Raw genomic sequence first — 17,333 nt, forward strand, 5'->3', positions numbered from 1 at the left:
TTTGGAAATAAGCTAGTAATGGAGGGAATCGTTAGTAATGAACAATGCAGCTAACCAGAAGGATTCCAGCTCTTCTCAGCTTCGCGTAAAGGATAAGGTTGCGGTCATCACTGGAGCTGGTTCCGGCATAGGACGCGCTGCTGCGCTGCGTCTCGCACAGCAAGGAGCAAAAATCGTTCTTCTCGATCTCATTCACAACCGTACTGAAGAGGTAGAGCAAGAAATAAAGGAATTAGGAGGCGAGTCCTTCTTCATCGATACCGATGTTGCCAATGCTGAACGGATGCAAGAAGCGATCCAAGCTGCCRCAAAGCATTTCGGACGGATCGATATTGTGTTCGCTAATGCGGGCATTAACGGCACTCTCGCTCCTATTGAAGATCTGTCGCCCGAGTCATGGGATGAAACGCTAACAACGAATCTAAAGGGAACCTTCCTTACCGTCAAATATGCAATCCCCCATATGAAAAAATCCGGCGGGAGCATCATTATAACGAGCTCTATTAATGGCAATCGTGATTTTTCAGGTGCCGGCATGGCTGCTTACAGCTCCTCCAAATCAGGTCAGGTCGCTTTTGCCAAGATGGCTGCTCTAGAGCTTGCCCGATATAAAATACGTGTGAATGCCATTTGTCCTGGAGCCATTCAAACGAACATTGGGGAAAACACCCATCGCACTGCTCAAGTAGATAAAATCACCATACCCGTGAACTACCCTGAAGGCAGCCAGCCTCTTGAGCATGGTCCCGGGCAGCCTGAGCAGGTCGCCGATTTAGTGCTGTTTCTAGCATCGCAGGAATCCAGCCATATCTCTGGAACCGAAATTTACATCGATGGGGCAGAAACCTTGCTATAGAAAAAGAAGCATACAGGGTTGGAATGCCTTAGGGATGATCCCTAAGGCATTTTCTACTACGCTAAATTGAGGGCTGAATCACATCACTCTGATTACTATTTCGTATCAGCTGCCAGCTGAGCGTGGATCGTAACCAGCGCCGCTTGCTCCAATAGTTCAGTTGAACGATTCGGATCGATTTCAATGACTCCCGTCTGAGGGTTCCGAAGCGTCGTCCACACCTCATCCGCATAGTTCTGTATATAATCTTTATACTTCGATTTTTTGTTCATGTCATCCAGCAGCAGCAGATTTTCAAAAAAGATTGAATTGAAAATAATCGGCTGTGTGTAGAGGCGCGAACTGCCATAAAATTTCAAAGCCGCATCAGCGATGCTTACTGCTTTGTTCAAGTACGATTTTTCACCTGTTGCTTTGTATAAAAGTACGCTGGCTCCAATCATCGTTCCTTGGTTATAGGACCATTGTGTTTTATTAATATTTCCGTTTAGGTCAAYATGGTCCCAGTAAAGCCCGTTAGGCGCCAGCATGCAGTCATTTACCCAGTTATACATTTTCTTCGCCCAGTCTAAATAGTATGTATCCTTGCTAATTTCATATAAATACAGTCCTATTTGAGCGGCAGGTGCATTCGATACGGTATTCCGATCCTTGCTCCACGATGCCTGTGTCCAGAAAACGCCGCCAGGGCAAGCATGAGAGGCATCCGTGTCCCAGCCGGATACTTGCAGCTCAAATATTTGCTTTGCTCTATCTAAAGCTGCAATATCACCAGTAATTCGGTAAATTTTTATAAGTTCTATTGCGATCCAATCATTATCATCATAAAAGATGTCCCCGCCTCCGCCAAGCGGTGCGCGTACGTAAGAATCGTAGCCTGCAGGTGTCTTCGTGTCATTCCAATATGCAGCTAGACCATCTAATCGATTCTGAATGTCGGTTTTGTATTTCTCGCCCACCGCAGGTATTTTCGCCAAAGCTACGGTTGACTGCATCGTCCCTGCATAAGGCCAAACGTAGGAGTATTTATTGTTCCCAGAATGTGGGCTGTTCTCGCTGTAGAGCTTGGTGTCTGGCTGATAGAAGTAGGTTTGTAGAGCCTGATAAGCCGCTTCAGCCCGTTCTGCATTTTGATTTTTATTCGGTTTGGCCCAGACGCTTTGACCGGACGTCATTAATAAAACAACAATCGACAATGCAACAAAACGGAACGTCTTTACTGGTTTCGGTGTACTCATGATATACCTCCCAAGGATCTACTTAGACTACTCTATATTAATCCAGACTTCTCCAAAGCTGCTGCCGTTTCGAGCAGGATCACGCCGCTAAGCTGTGTGCTGAGCTCGATTTCTTCTTCAAGCGATTCATCCCACCGTTTGCTGAAAAGAATATCCCCCCGGCTCGAAACGCTGCTCCATAGGGACGATGCGTTTGCATACAATACATCTGCTACTTCACTTCCGCTGCCGCTGCCCATCGCAAGGGCCAGCTCGCCTGCGTAACGAACAAAAATGCCTTTAAACAAGCCAGCATCCCCGCCGCCTTCTGCCGGTAGGACATTAGCTTCCTGCGAAGCAAACTCCTCCACAGACGCCTGCCATGTCCGAATAGCATCTTCAAGATAACCTTTTTCGCCCGTAATTTTGTACAGCTCAACTGCTGCTCCAATGAATACGCCCTGGCAATAAGTGAACTTCCAATCCTTATCGATAGTTCCATCGCCTAGACGGTTAGCGCCATCCCACACGAAACCGCTTTCAGGATCAACAAGCACAGCTTTCTGCCAATTGTAAATCTTGATTGCCCAATCTAAATCTTCCTGCTTGCCGAATACCTGATATAGACGTGCAGCCAAAATAGCCGCAGGAGCATTAGCAGGCGTGTTTTTATAATCCAGCTGCGTTTTCTGCCAAGCAATTCCGCCGCCGACATGGTCATTCCATCCCGTCTTAATATCCTCCCATAGCAACTTGGCAGTGTGCCCGTAGGTTTCATCTTGATCAATCAAATACGCGCGAAGCCAGCCAATTGCCATCCATTCCATATCATCGTATAGATTGTTTGGCCATTCTCCGCCGTTTCTCTCCAGAAGGCCTTGGTGAAGCATAGCCAACCTTTGCTTATAGATGGAATCACCCGTACGGTTCCATCCATCCACCAGCGTTTCAACCGCATGAGCCATCCACCAGTAATGAAAAATCGTGTTGCACGCTCCGCCGGGACATGGCGTCTTAATGTCATACAAGCTGATACTTGGGTTCCAGAACTGAGAATCCAATGTTCGTTGAGCCTGCTCCGCTCTCATATCCCAGAACGCAGCTTTTACGTTGTTTGCCATCTTCCTCTACCTCCGTTTCACTTTGATCCATTAGGTTTCCCGCGACCTGCAAATTGCTTTAACACGGGATTACGTCCTCTTTGAAAATGTACAATATAAAGCACTTTCAAATAATATACTATATTTCACATGTTAATATGTCAATATGTCATCTTTACATTTCAGACTGTAATTTTCTACAAAAAAAAGGCCGTTTCAAGAGCCATATTGGCAGCTCTAAGAAACGACCCTTTATCCTATTCTGACGTTAGATAGATACGGTAGAATTTCCTTGAACAATCTCGTGCTCCACAATATTGTTCAATTCCGTAGTCTCATTATTCCAAACACGCTGTAATATTTCGACAGCTCTCCTGCCTGTATCACGCTCGTTCTGGCGAACATGAGTAAACAAATAATCGCCAAACGGCTGACTCGGAGAGTCAAAGCAAACAATTTGATAGTCTTCCGGAATCCGTTTCTTTAGGGACAATAGCGCTTCCCGTAAAATAAGAGCAAGATTATATTCCGTAACGACATACGCATTAAGATCCTTATTAATTTCCACGAAATGGCGTACCGTCTCAATATCATACTGTACTTTAATCGTTTGAAACGATTGCGGCAAAGAGCTGTATAGATTCGTCATAATATGTTCAGGTTTAGGTGTAAACCCACGCTGCATGCACGCATCATTAAAACCTTGTATTCGGTCTTCAATCGTCGTCGTATTGTCTGCAGGCGTCGATAAGAAACCGACATGCCGGCCCTCTTGATTCAGCAAAATATTCGTAAGGTCGAAGGCTGCCTTTCTGTTGTCTGTATACACAGCGGTAGCCGCAATCCCCTTCAAATATCTGTCTACTAACACAATAGGGAAACCGTTTAATACGAGTCTAAGCACTTCAGCATTATAGTGCTCGCCATGGCCTGGGAATACGACGATACCATCGACACCCAGCTTCACAAAAGCACGAATGGCAGCTTCCTCTTCCTCACGGTTATCGTAAGTCAGCTTCATCATCATGACGCAGCCGCTAATCGCGCATTGCTCTTCTATTCCGCGAATAAGATCAGCACCAAACGAATCGCCAAAGTCAGGCAGAATCACACCAACAATGCGCACAACTTCATCTTCCGGCCTCGCTTCTACGCTTTCTGACTGCTTCTGCAGCTTCGTTTCTTGCAGATCGGGCAAAACCTCCGCCACAAAGGAGCCCTTCCCTTGTATTCTTTCAATGAGTTTATACTGCGAGAGCATCTCCAGCGCTTTCTTAGACGTAATTCGGCTCACGTTAAAATGGGCAGCAAGTTCTTTTTCCGAAGGAACACGCTCCCCTTTTTTCAATTCGCCGTCATTGATTTTTTGAAAAATATAATTATAAATCTGCTCGTATAAAGGATTATCCATTAGCCGACCTACCTTGTCATAGTATCTTGATATATCAACTATACAACTTTATTATCACGACATCAATATATGAAAAGGCGAAATGGAGCAACGGCGCTGCCGTCGCCCCGCTACGTCAATACTAACTTATTCCGAATCTAGTCTTTCTATTTTGGCTGCGGCTTCTATTAAGAAAACTCCGCTCAATTGCACGGATATATCCAGAGGCTCCTGATGAGGCATATCCCAAGCAGGACCAAACAAGCCAATTTCCTTCGTGCTGCCTTTCGAGAGCAGTGTATCCGCATTATGAAAGATCATTTCTTTAATTTGGACGCTTTCGTTGACTTCATACAAATGGATCAGATAACGAATGAATATGCCTTTGAACAGTCCACCGTCTCCGGTTCCTTCTTCCTTCATCATTCCGGTCTCAGCAACCGTATGATATTTCATAGCCGAGGCAGCGGTTTTCTCCGCATCTGCCAAATAAGTCTTGTCATTTGTATGCTTATAAAGCTCAACTGCTGCGCCTATATAAGTGCCTTGGTTATAGGTGAATATCCAATTTTTATTAACATTAAGATCACCATTCTCTTCCAGCTTAAGGCCATCATACACAAGACCGCTTTCAGGATCAACCAAATTTTTCTTCTGCCAATCATATATCTTTTTGGCCCACTCCAGATCTTCCTTATCGCCAAAATACTCATACATCCTGGCAGCCAAAATAGCTGCCGGCCCGTTCGAGCATGCATTCCGGCTGTCTCGTTGATCCTTCTTCCAAGCCATGCCGCCCAGCTCATCTTCCCACCAAGCGGTCTTAATATCATTCCACAGCTTTAAAACATACCCTTTAACCGTCTCGCTTTTGGTTGCATCATATAGCCTCAGTGCTGAAAGAGCGAGCCATTCCATATCATCATAAAATTCATTAAACAATGACCCATTTTTTTTAATAATGCTTTTGACGATCCCCTCTGCCCTATCCGTATAAGCAGCATCACCCGTTCTCTCATACCCATCCATCATGGCATCCACGGCATGTGCCTTCCACCAATAGTTTAGGCTCTCCTCGCGTTCTTTGCTATAAGGATAAGCGTTGTTCATCAGCTTCCCATTCTCATTCCAATAATGCTCGATGAGCTTCTCTTCTGCCCATTCCGCATGATTATTGTAATTTTCCAAGCGCTCCTCATTTCCATTGCAGCCTGTCAAGAAAAAACTGCCGACAAGCAGCATGCATATGCTTTTCATTAAATTCACCTCATCCGTCCCTTCTTCTTGCAGGCTTCCGCCTTTTAACCGACAATACCGCTATGTTCAATACCCTCTACAAGGTATTTTTGCGCAAATAAATACACAATGATTAATGGCACAACAACTAATAATGACATCGTGTTCGTTAAGGTGGCTGTCAGAGGCTGACCCTGCTTAAGTCCAATGGTGGCGCCCTCCATCATCAAGCCTTCAAATCCGACCAGCAGTGAATTCGATAACAGCTTGAACTGGCTGAAGAACATCGAGGAATAGAAGCTATCCGTCCACTGCCACGAGAAGGAAAATACAAAGATCGTAATCATCATGGAAAATGAGAGCGGAAGAATGATCATGCTGAACGTCCGAAACAAGCCCGAGCCGTCCACATAGGCCGCTTCCTCTAGTTCTTTCGGTATTCCTTTGAAATATTGCCGCATGATCAATATATAAAGCCCATTTTTGAATCCAAAACCGATCATCGATAAAATCGCCATCGGCCACATTGAATCCATCAGCCTAACCGTCCCCCCTGTAAAGGTAGACATCAGACCGAATAAATCAAAGAAGCTGAACTTCATATAAAGAGAGATCATATACGTTTGCGGCGGAATTAAAATCGTAAGCACCACTAAAGAAAATATGACGCTTTTCCCTTTAAAGTTAAACCGCGCAAGCCCATAGCCGACCATCGTACAAACCAGCATTTGAATGATACCGCTTAGAAAGGATATGCCGAACGTGTTCGACAGCCCTTTAAAAAAGGACGTATATTCGATGACCGTTTTGTAATTAAACCATGTAAACTGCCTTGGGATGAAGCGCACCGTGCCATCTATCAAATCCTGCGGGCTCATAAAGCTGTTAGAGAGCTTTACGAGCAGCGGATATAAGATGAGAAACGCCAGCCCAATGAGAAGCAAATAGCGAATAACCGACCAGAACAAGCCATTTATTGCATGCAGATTTAAATATTTAGCCCGCATATTTTTCACTCCCTATTCTGATAAAAGACGAATCTGCTGACAAAAAAGCCAATGACGACAAGGAATACGGCTGCCACCAAAAAATAAATCCATGCCATAGCCGAGGCTGTTCCATATTGGCCAAGCTTCATCGCGTTCGTAATGCTGTGCATAATTTGGTTTTTGCTTCCCGTAAAGGAATCAATAATTGAATAAATGATATTGACTAGAATCAACGGACTGATCAGCGGAAATGTAATTTTCCAAAAGCACTCCCAAGCGGAACAGCCTTCGATTTTGGCCGATTCGTAGATGGAGGAGGAGATTGCCTGCAGTCCTGCCAAGAAAATAAGAATTTGCACACCTGAACTATTAATGACGGCAAATATATTTTCCGCAGCGCCAACCGTTATATTAACGAGTGCCGGACTGAAATCCAGCATTTGGAACATATATTTTTTTAGCTCCAGATTGCTGAACATCCCGCCTGCCGATTCATTCACGATAGACGCGCCCGTATCAAGCCCTGGGATACTCTGATAAGCATTCATAATCGAGTTGCTTAAATCAGCTTTATCAATGATTCCAGTTGCCAAAATAACGGGCACGAAAAAAATCGCTCTAAAAATTCCTCGGCCCTTCATTTTCATATTTAACAAAACGGCAATAAACAAGCTGTACATGACGATAATCGGAATATCGAATAACATGTTCTGAACAGCACCGTAAAGCTGCTTGTTAAAGTTAGGGTCCACTCTTAAAATTTGATGGTAATTGTCCAGCCCAATGAATTTTTCCGAAAATCCGCCTTGGGTTAGAAGATTCACATCCATGAAGCTAAATCGCAACGAATCAATGAATATACCCAGAAACAGCAGGAGAAATCCGAGTACAAAAGGACTGACAAAAACCCAGCCCATCAGATCCCTCTTCTGCGTCACGGTTAGCCTAAACCTTTCTTTTTTGTTTATGGCTGCAGACAATTTGTTCATTGCCGGTGATCCTCCTCGCTTGGTTTAAGGATTAATGACCGCGTAACCCAATCCCTCTACTGCGGTACCCTCAACCTCAATTCCTTTATCGCTGTAATTAACAATAATCGCTGTACCATTTTCATAAGTTGTTTTGTAAACCTCTTCACCTAGCCGCTCATGATTCACGATCGCCTGATCCTGAACATGCTTCAATACATTGTTCATTTCTGCATAGATGGCTGCAGCGCTCTCCTCCCAATCATCAAACTGGGAAGCGTACAAATCATCGAACAACGAAGCATCCTTCAGCAGGCTGTTCTCCCCGTAATTCAACTTGAAATAGACACCGCTGCCGTATTCCAGAGCTTTCAAAACAGCCGGACGCAGCTCGCTTGCTAGGTTCAAAGCTTCGCTCGCATACCCAATATAGCCATGCAGCGCGATTTGAATAAATGGTACCTGCGCATCTGCTATCAAGAAGGAGCTATCCTCGTCAGGCAGGTTCAAAATATGATTAACATAAGGAAAGGTGTACGCGTTTCCGTCGTCCGTAATAATATCCTCATAATCCTCTTTCGCTTTAGCTAAAACGTTTGTCGTTATTTTTTTTGTGTCCTGTCGATTGATTTGAGCGCGGTTCTTAAAGTTGGAGTTCAAGCTTTCTCCCATCGTCGATAAGGAAAGTGCCTTTAAACCAAGCGAATGATAATCTTTGGAAAATTTATTGTAATAACCTGAAATTTTGTCCGGATTAATTCCCCACACGCTGCTCTCATACTCAAGCGTAGCTACGTTGAACAACCCTTTATAGCTAGTTTTCTGAAACAAGGAACGAATGCTGTCCTTTTGCGGCTTAAAGCCATCGAATGCTTTATTAGAAGAAACAAATAGCATATCCACATCTGGGAACACCTTTGCCCCCAGCTTCTCCGCTTTCTCTGACAGCTTGCGCAGTCCCTTTGCACCGCCGAGCACGGACTCTACCTTCATTTTTGTAGGTGCGGTATGGCTCATGCCTCCGTTATACCATCCGGTATAGCGAAACTTAATGTTTTGGATACCGCTTTGCGACAGCTCATCCAGCATTAGTCCCGCTTGATCGAAGGATGTGACTGCCACTTGGCTGCGAAACGGAATACCCAGCTTCCGCACCATCTTATCGACAGAACCCATCGTATCCATGTAGAACGGAATGTTCTCTTCGGCGCTCATTTTGGTCAAGCTTCCTTTATCAACGAGATACTGACGATATGCCTTTGCCATTCCAACATAATTTGCATTGTCTCCTGTAAGGAAGAAGTACTTCATGACGATGTTGCCGGTATAAGCATTTTTCTCGTAAATAATCCAAGGAGCCTGTTCAAAAGCATTTTTGGCAATAAAAGAGTCTTTGTTTCGAATAGTGAAGTTTGCATAGGCCGTGTTATAGGAGTGATTAATGCCGCCCATAACGCCATTAATATCCGCTACCGCATCGCCCTCTTCAATAACCGAGAATAGCGCTGCTCCATCCTTCTTGATGCCAAACACCGGCGCTCGAAACTCTTGTTTGAAGCTGCCTCTTGGCGACTGCGTTAATGCATAATCCGGCCCGTACATTTTCCCCGTCGTTAATAACGTATTTTTGCTTGCATCATTATTGAAATTGAGGAGCGTTCCCGAGCCGTCAGGAAGGAATACATATCCCTCCTCGCCGGTTTGGCCTGCACCGAAATAGTTCAGCAAGGAAAGCTTCACAAGATTAAAACGGGATTGATCATATTCAATGTCGCCGTTATAAAGAGTGACCGATAGACCGCCGTCCGCAAGCACGTAATCAAGACTCATTTTAAAATACGGGAATACGGAATCATCTCCGTCGTATCCTACCTCGGCGTAGTCCTCCTCCTGCTTCTCGTACGTATAGCCTGCTTCCTTGACGTAGTTTTCCAATACCTTCTTGTCCCGCTCCTTGACGGAGGTTTTCAGCACATAAATATCTTCTTTCTCCAAAACAGGGTATTTCGCGATCAGATCCTTGCCTTTGCTTCCTTCTACATCAGCACGACTGTAGAGGATATAGTAGGCTAATAGCTTCTTCTTATCCCGATCAGCTTCCATATGATCAAGAACATTTTGCTCAAATTTGGACTTCGTAATTTGACGCGGCAGCAGCATGCGCTGTTCCTCGCGCCCGATGACCATATCCACCCTTATGCCGTTATCAATCTTGCCCCAGCTCACTTGATCCAGCTTCATCGCATGCGTGTAGCTGTTCATTTCCAAGTCGCCTTCTTTGCCTTGCACATTATAGACAAGCTTGACCTGCGACATAAGCTCCTGCTTCATTGCATCACTAGCTTTCGGGTCTTCCAGAGCACTTGGCGGGTTGGAATAAAATTTGCTTCCCGTCGCTTTATCTTCAACCGCCACGCCGCCCGATTCATTATCGAAGTACAGCAGGAGGCGATCGTTCTCAGCAGCAAGTGCCAATCCGCCATCCTTTACAGCTTTTTTCATGTTTTGCGGGCTTGCTTTTGCTGCAACTGCTGCTTCTGCTGTTGTTGCTTCAACTGCCTCCGCCGTTTTCCCATTTGTCGGTATCCCGAGCGTAATGGCAACTACTATGACCAATAGCCTAGAGATAATCCCCTTGGCATTCATATCGCTGACCTCCTATCCACCATCTTGTTCTACAACCGAAACGTAATTTCATTGATGATCGTCGTAATAAAGGAATTCATATTTTGCAGGATGTTAATGAACAGCACCGTAAGGAAAGCAATGAACCCCATCCCTACTATTGAAATAGCAGAGGTATAGAAATTCTTGAATGGACTGTAATCATTGGTCACCAATACACCTATAAATATGAGCCCGAGAGACCAGCCTAACGCTAGGGTTGTAAAAAAGGTAATAAACTGCTGCTCTTCCAAAACAACGATATTGCTGAATAGGGTGACAGGAATCGTAATGATCACCATCGGGACTAACGAATAGGAAGACGCGATAAAAATATCTTTAAGGCTTCCTTCACCATCCATCAATGTTGTAAGACCCCAGTTTGCACAGCACCATAATCCAAATGGAATAAGGACGCTAAGCAGCGTATCCCAAAGCTCAATAACACGCCAGTCGGAAGGGTACAATATGTATCCGCCTGCCAGCTGTTTAAAGATGTCTACAGCCAAAACGGCTGCAACAATAATGACAGCGGCACGAACGCTGCCTCGTTTCTCATGCTTCAAATCCCAAAACCCGTCAAACGGATGGAACATCACATGGAAGGAATAAAGCAGCTCTTCCCACAGCGTTCGCTTGCCCGGTTTTTTCCAGCCTGCTGCGTTGACCTTCTTGGCATATTTAAAAAATCTGTACACTAGCCATAAAATGGCTGCTGCGACTATTGGAATGAGGATAATAAATTTGCTTACTATTTCTTTCCGATACTCCGCAAAAGCTTTGAAATAATGATCCCAGTCATTGGCCAGCTTGTAATTGTGCATCGCTTCCTTGTATTCTTCTTTGCGCATATTGGACTGCGCCACACCGGAATACGCCATCTCAAGCGTCGGATTCATCTTCAAAACCCGCTGCCATGCAGCGATGGATTCATCGTAATTGCGATTCTTGCGATAATGAATCGCTGCTGCAATGTTAGCGCCGTATTCGGTCCGCCTAAATACAGTCAGCTTGCTTGAATCCTTATCCAGCACAAGCAGATTATTGCTCTGGTAAGCGAGTGCTGAAGCGCTCTGGAACACGCCGTCCTGTGTTCCGTACCCTCCAAATACATAAAGAAGATTGCCGTTATCGTCGTAAGTAAAAATCTTATTTTGCGAAGAATCGAGCGTGCTGTACGCCCCGTCATCTGCCAAAGCTACATCAATAAAACGTGAAACCTTGTCGGTTGTTTGAATATCTCCAGCAGGCGGATAAGCGCCATTTCGTTTCAATACATCTATGCCTGTATTGTTCAGCCGCTTAATTGGCGCATGCTTACTCGATTTGTCCCGGTTAATGAGCGCGCTGTATTGGTTTCTGGCATGGATCGCACTGCTCGTAACATAAGCAAAGCCAAGCTCATCGATCGTAATGTTGTTGTACTCGGTCGGTACGCTTTTGGCTGTGCGGCTCTTCTGCTCCTTGGTCGTCACCAGCTTCCAGAACAAATCGGACACTTTGGGCACTACCTTCTCCGCTCCAACAAAACCTTCGAATCCTCCGTCAGCATTCAGAGCAATAACACCCATGTTTGTGCTCTTCGAAATAACATAGATAAGACCGGACGGATCAACACCGATTGCTGATGGCTCGTAAATAAAGCCGGCAGGAAACACATCCGAATCCGGTGCCTCCAATATTTTCTCTACACTTCCGTCCTGATGAAGCACGACGATTCTAGCGTTTTTGGAGTCGGCAACGTAGATCAGCCCCTCCTCTGACACAAATATGCCGCTTGGCGTGTTGAACTGATCCTTCGTCACGCCATCCTCATGGACAAACTCCGTAATTTCTCGTTTAATTCGGTACTGTTCATCGAGAATAATAATTCTGTTCGATCCCGTATCTGCGATATAAACCGAGTTATTGTTGTCTACAAACAAATCCAGAGGCTGGTTCAGCCCAGCGCCCTCGATCCCCATCGCCTTGGCATTTAACACTTTGCCTGGCACATAAGCGTCAGGAGAAACGAGATACTCCCCGTCATAATCATAAAAATAGGTTTTATATGGAACCATGGCGGAAGCTGATTCAATACCGAAGCTGCACAACAATAATAGTGCGGCAAAAAACAAAATCCACTTTTTTCTAACCACCGCATTCTTCCCCTTCCATGCCTATTCTTTCATGCCTGATGCAGACATGGTCTCTATAATCTTCGACTGAGAGATGATAAACACGATGATAGGCACAATCATCATCAGCACCGCTGCAGCCGATCCTGTCCCTGTACGGGCAATTCCGCCGGCTAAGATTTGGGACAACGCATAATTTAAGGTTTTCAGCTCCTCGCTTTGGATGAAGTGATTCGCGCCAATTCCCCACAAACCTTGCATGGAGAAGATGATGAGCGTCAGCCAAGCAGGCTTAACCATTGGCATCACGATTGACCAGAAAATCTTCCATTCGCTGGAGCCGTCAATGCGAGCCGATTCCAAGATGGCGTCAGGAATCATCTGATCCATAAACTGCTTCATGAGATACAATCCGAGCGAGGATGCAAATGCCGGAACAATAATAGCCTGATACGAATCAATCCAGCCTAACGAAGAAATGATGATAAAGTTCGGTATTTGGGTAACGACACCACTAAACATAAGCGAGAGCACGACCGTGCTGAACATGATTCCTTTGCCAGGAAACTTATGCTTGGATAAGACATAAGCGCATAAGGAAGCGATGACCACATGGCCAGCCGTACCAACAGCTGTTATAAATACAGTGTTAAAGATATACCGGCTGAAGGGCACCCACGAGTCGCTCATGACTGCGAGCAAATCTCTGAAGTTATCGAAGGTTGGGTTATTTACTAGAAACCGCGGAGGGAAAAACCAAATCTCCTCCAATGGCTTAATCGAATTTGAAATCGCATATACCAGTGGCAGCATCATAAAAATGCCAAACAGCAGCAAAAACAAATAGATGCCAAAATCCGCAAAAAAGGAACGTTTAATGCCGCTCTTGCTCCGATGAAGCTTGATTTGAATCACTTCATTCACCTACCTTTGCCAGAAGCATTTGCACAATCTTATTCGCTCCAATCATGATGATAAATAGAATGGTAGCTATAGCAGAGGCATAGCCCATTTCATAACGTATGGCGCCGTAGTCCTCCAAGTGGTTAACGATGGTATGCGCTGCATAGCTGTTGCTCGGCATGCCGCACAATGCGGTAACAATGGCACCGGTGCCGAATGCGCCGGTAATGCTCATTACCGCCCCGAACATAAGCTGCGGCTTCATCGAAGGCAGCGTGACATACCAAAGCTCTTGCCACCGATTTTTAACCCCATCCATAGCCGCTGCTTCATAAAGCGTTCGATCTATCCCCTGCAATCCCGCAATAAAGGAAAGGAAGCTCGTTCCAACACTGGTCCATAAAGCAACGATGACGACAAGAGTCATCATATATTTCGGATTCTCAAACCATAGAATAGGCGAAGAAATGACATTATAACGAAGTAGAATAGCATTGGCATAACCATAAGCGTCCTTGTTGAAGAAAATGCCCCAAACCAAATAAATGTTTCCTGAAATGGATGGCGCGTAAAAAATTAAAGTTAAAATCGTTCTCAGCGACTTCGGCAGCTCATTAATAAGCCAAGCGAACACTAGACACATGATATAACCGATCGGACCTACCATCACAGCTAGCAGGAACGTATTTCCGATCGCTTTAATGAAAATATCATCGCCTAGAAACAGCCTTATATAGTTGTCCATACCAACGAAGATAGGCGCTTCGAGCAAGTTAAAAGAGAAAAAACCTAAAATCAATGAAATAATGACGGGCAGAGCGGTAAAAGCAAAAAACAAAATCATATAGGGTGCTGCAAAGAGGTAGGACACTTTATTTTTTTTAATCGACTTCCAGCCCTGCTCCAATTTTCGCAAGACCGGATTGCCCTGCCTCTTAGGGTCAACAGCTCCTGATATCACCAAATCTCTACTCATGAATGGGGTCCTCCTGAATCAGTAAAATCGCAAGGCAGCATCATTCCAACTTGAACTCCCGCCTTTTTCGCGTTATTTCAGTATTAACTTCTTTCACATAGTCCAGAAGAGATTCAGGATCTCCGTTGTTATACGCCGTTGCGGCAGCGAATCCAATACTTCGAGTCACATAGTAACCGCCCGGCACCTCCGGTGTACCTGTTGCGAACGACCACTGCGTCATCAAATGGTCATACTCTGTTTTTGTCCAAGGCATATTAACAAGGGCTTCCATATTGGCAGTCGCTTGTTTGGCTGCCTTGCCGAGAATCGCTTCCATTTCCATTCCGAATCTGGACTGCGTCTCTGCACTCGTCCACCACTCCATAAAGCGCCATGCGTCATCCTTTTTCTGGACGCCCTTAAGCATCATGATCGCTGTCCCTGTCGACGGCGTCGCCCGGTTCAATTGTCCATCCTCCATCACCGTTCCAGGAAGCGGAGCAAATTCCCACAGTCCTTTAATTTCAGGAGCAAACGCGATTAATTGGTTGTATGTCGTATAATCCGCGATACCTATCGGCATTTCCCCAGTTCGGAAGCGGTTGCTGAAATCATAATCCCTCGGAAACTTATAGGTGGTGAACAGCTCCGTCTGCTTCTGGAACGCGTCGATCGTCAGATCGTCTTCCAGCGTTGAGCGGCTGCGCTCCTTGTTGTAAAGCTCCCCATTTTTCTGATACAAAAAGATTTGCAAGCCGGTAATATCCGCCGGAAAACCAATTTGCATATTTTGTTTCTGAATTTCCGGTATTAGCTTGTAAAACTCATCCCATGTCTCTGGAGCCTTCAGCCCCAAATCATGCAAAATATCTTTCCGATAAAACATCATGGGAAACGATTGTGTTTCCGGCAAAGCATATACTTTTCCGTCTAATTCGAAGGGCACTAATGCACTTGGATGGAATCTAGAGGCAATAGCATCATAGTTCGGCATGTCTTTGATGTTCTCCACCGCATGTCTTAACGCGTATTGAATAGGGTCGGCAGCTAGATTTCCCATCGCCACATCCGGACCCGTACCTGCGAGCACCGATGGCAAAAGCGTCCCTTCCGTTACCAGCTTGAGCTTTACGTTTATGCCCGATTCCGGCGTGAACGTGTCATTGATCATTTCCCTAATAATTTGCGATTGATCGCGTCCAGACGTCAGCCATACTTCGAGCGGCTCTCCTTTGGTTTCACCTTCTGTATTCAAGGCATTGTAATCCACAAAAAAAGACATCGAAAATGACTTCGCTTCAAACACCATTTTTTTGAAAAAGGATGCATCCGCTTTTGGCAGCTTCTTGGACAACGACATCACGCTAAAATAATCGACCGTTAAAGGCTGCTCGCCTACCGTCAAGATCCACGTACCAAGCGCGCCTACATTTTCTTTAAAAGGGGTAAACGTCTTCGCAATATTGGCTTCCGGATTTTTAACCATTTGCTCGAGCTGGAAGGCGACTTTATCGAGCAGCACCATGTTTTCGCCTTTTTGACCAACTAGCGCCTCCATGTCAGCCGATACTTCTCTAAGTATCGCGGCATGCTCCTTCATGGCGGCTATCGCATCCGGTATTAATTTCTCAAAGCCGTAATCACGATACAAATCCGGCTCAGCGCCGGTTATCATCAGAATTTGCCGATATACGGCATTCAGTTGAAATAAACTATCATCAACCCTGTTCAGCACATCAGCCAAATCTCCGAGCGTGACCTCCATCGTCAGTTCATGCTCGCCCGGTTCTAGGTAAAAAGAAAACGCCTGATCGTCGTTCCCCAACGTTTTCACTTGCCAGTTGTTCCCGTATTTAAATTTCACAGCTTTTGCTTCTTTAAACGGTACGGCTCCATCCAGCAAAATTTTGCGGTTGACGTACATCCCAGCTAATTTGTTTTGCTTGAATCTCGTTGCAATCTTGTACAGGCCCGCTTCCTCTACCGTGAATCGGTAGCTGATCCATTGACCCGGCATTTTCCATTTATCGCCGCCTATGCTATTCAAGCGAAGCTTCGATGGGTCCTGCGGCTCGGTTATAGCTGATGAGCGATCGGACACCGGATATAGCGTATTATCAGATTTCTCAAAGCTGTTTTCCGCTTGAACCTTAATGGTCTCGGCGTCCGCTTCCTTATAGCCTTTTGCTTCATAACCCGCTTTTACTTCATCATAGGTCGGAAGCTCCTCCGCTTTATAAATACGGACGGTATTTAAAACCACCGATTCCCTCACCGATTCGAATCCAATGGTATGCTTACCTTTTTCCAAATAAAATAGTAATGGATCGTTATAATAGCCAAGCAAATCATGCAACAGCACCGTTCTCCATCTAGGCGCTTCCGTCTGTTTCGGCCTAATGTCATTTCCTTTTTTGTCTTGCGCAATCTCGCTTTTGTCCTTCCAAACCCGTGATAAATTTATGTATTTCGCTTCGTTATAAGGTACTTCACCGTCAATTGATATCATTCTTTCAATGGAATTGCCTTTCCCATCTATCGGGTAATAAAGCAGTTCTACATTGTACATTCCACTCTCAGGAACGTTAATTTCCCATTCAATCTTTCCGGTTTCACCCGTAAGAACAGATTTGCCTTCCTTACCTTCAAAATGATCGAGGGTTTCCAAATCTCCCTCCGCATTCGTATACGCATCTGCCTTAATCACAATATCCGCATTTCCAGCTTTTTTATCGGCGTGCTGTTCAAGATAGGTGCGGTAGCTTTGCAGCTTGATTAAGTTGTCATCCTTGCTTGCAAATRCCGCATGCGGCCAACCAATCACCAACAAACATAAGGCGATTGCTGCAACTGATAATTTCGCTATTTTATTATTCATAAACGTTCAACTCGCACCGTCATATTTGTTTCCTCCATATAGACAGAGATTCATTGC

The 17,333-nt window shown here is 45.1% G+C and carries 12 protein-coding genes; 1 reads left to right on the plus strand and 11 read right to left on the minus strand.

Going from position 1 to position 17,333, the window contains the following annotated elements:
• The first annotated feature begins 37 nt into the window (after nt 1-37).
• Entirely contained in the window at nt 38-856 is an 819-nt protein-coding gene (locus AB4Z50_RS10220; protein ID WP_441878523.1) for an SDR family oxidoreductase, read from the plus strand.
• A 95-nt stretch (nt 857-951) separates the two neighbouring features.
• On the opposite strand, the gene AB4Z50_RS10225 is transcribed toward AB4Z50_RS10220, so the two are convergent.
• The 11 genes from AB4Z50_RS10225 to AB4Z50_RS10275 all read right to left on the minus strand — a co-directional run bounded on the left by AB4Z50_RS10225 (nt 952) and on the right by AB4Z50_RS10275 (nt 17,276).
• Nucleotides 952-2,094 carry a glycoside hydrolase family 76 protein gene (locus tag AB4Z50_RS10225; RefSeq protein ID WP_441878525.1) on the minus strand — a complete coding sequence of 381 codons (1,143 nt, stop codon included), beginning with the start codon at nt 2,092-2,094 and terminating at the stop codon, nt 952-954.
• Nucleotides 2,095-2,126: 32 nt separating this feature from the next.
• A complete protein-coding gene (locus tag AB4Z50_RS10230) occupies nt 2,127-3,194 on the minus strand; it encodes a glycoside hydrolase family 76 protein (protein ID WP_441878527.1) in 1,068 nt (355 codons plus the stop codon).
• A 247-nt stretch (nt 3,195-3,441) separates the two neighbouring features.
• Nucleotides 3,442-4,584: a GntR family transcriptional regulator gene (locus tag AB4Z50_RS10235; RefSeq protein WP_441878529.1), complete on the minus strand. Its 1,143-nt coding sequence runs from the start codon at nt 4,582-4,584 to the stop codon at nt 3,442-3,444.
• 126 nt (nt 4,585-4,710) lie between these two features.
• Nucleotides 4,711-5,820, minus strand: coding sequence for a glycoside hydrolase family 76 protein (locus AB4Z50_RS10240; protein WP_441878531.1), 1,110 nt, complete (start codon nt 5,818-5,820; stop codon nt 4,711-4,713).
• A 44-nt stretch (nt 5,821-5,864) separates the two neighbouring features.
• Nucleotides 5,865-6,806 carry a carbohydrate ABC transporter permease gene (locus tag AB4Z50_RS10245; protein ID WP_441878533.1) on the minus strand — a complete coding sequence of 314 codons (942 nt, stop codon included), beginning with the start codon at nt 6,804-6,806 and terminating at the stop codon, nt 5,865-5,867.
• Between the two features lie 5 nt (nt 6,807-6,811).
• Nucleotides 6,812-7,777: a carbohydrate ABC transporter permease gene (locus AB4Z50_RS10250; RefSeq protein ID WP_441878535.1), complete on the minus strand. Its 966-nt coding sequence runs from the start codon at nt 7,775-7,777 to the stop codon at nt 6,812-6,814.
• A gap of 24 nt (nt 7,778-7,801) precedes the next feature.
• A complete protein-coding gene (locus AB4Z50_RS10255; protein ID WP_441878537.1) occupies nt 7,802-10,402 on the minus strand; it encodes a DUF5696 domain-containing protein in 2,601 nt (866 codons plus the stop codon).
• A 29-nt stretch (nt 10,403-10,431) separates the two neighbouring features.
• Nucleotides 10,432-12,558 carry a YIP1 family protein gene (locus AB4Z50_RS10260; protein WP_441878539.1) on the minus strand — a complete coding sequence of 709 codons (2,127 nt, stop codon included), beginning with the start codon at nt 12,556-12,558 and terminating at the stop codon, nt 10,432-10,434.
• A gap of 21 nt (nt 12,559-12,579) precedes the next feature.
• On the minus strand, nt 12,580-13,452 hold the full coding sequence (locus AB4Z50_RS10265; protein WP_441878867.1) for a carbohydrate ABC transporter permease: 873 nt from the start codon (nt 13,450-13,452) through the stop codon (nt 12,580-12,582).
• Nucleotide 13,453: 1 nt separating this feature from the next.
• On the minus strand, nt 13,454-14,416 hold the full coding sequence (locus tag AB4Z50_RS10270) for a carbohydrate ABC transporter permease (protein ID WP_076268836.1): 963 nt from the start codon (nt 14,414-14,416) through the stop codon (nt 13,454-13,456).
• A gap of 40 nt (nt 14,417-14,456) precedes the next feature.
• Nucleotides 14,457-17,276 carry an extracellular solute-binding protein gene (locus AB4Z50_RS10275; protein WP_441878541.1) on the minus strand — a complete coding sequence of 940 codons (2,820 nt, stop codon included), beginning with the start codon at nt 17,274-17,276 and terminating at the stop codon, nt 14,457-14,459.
• Nucleotides 17,277-17,333 lie beyond the last annotated feature (57 nt).

It is taken from the genome of Paenibacillus sp. 2TAB26 (genome assembly GCF_052115145.1).
Lineage (GTDB): Bacteria > Bacillota > Bacilli > Paenibacillales > Paenibacillaceae > Pristimantibacillus.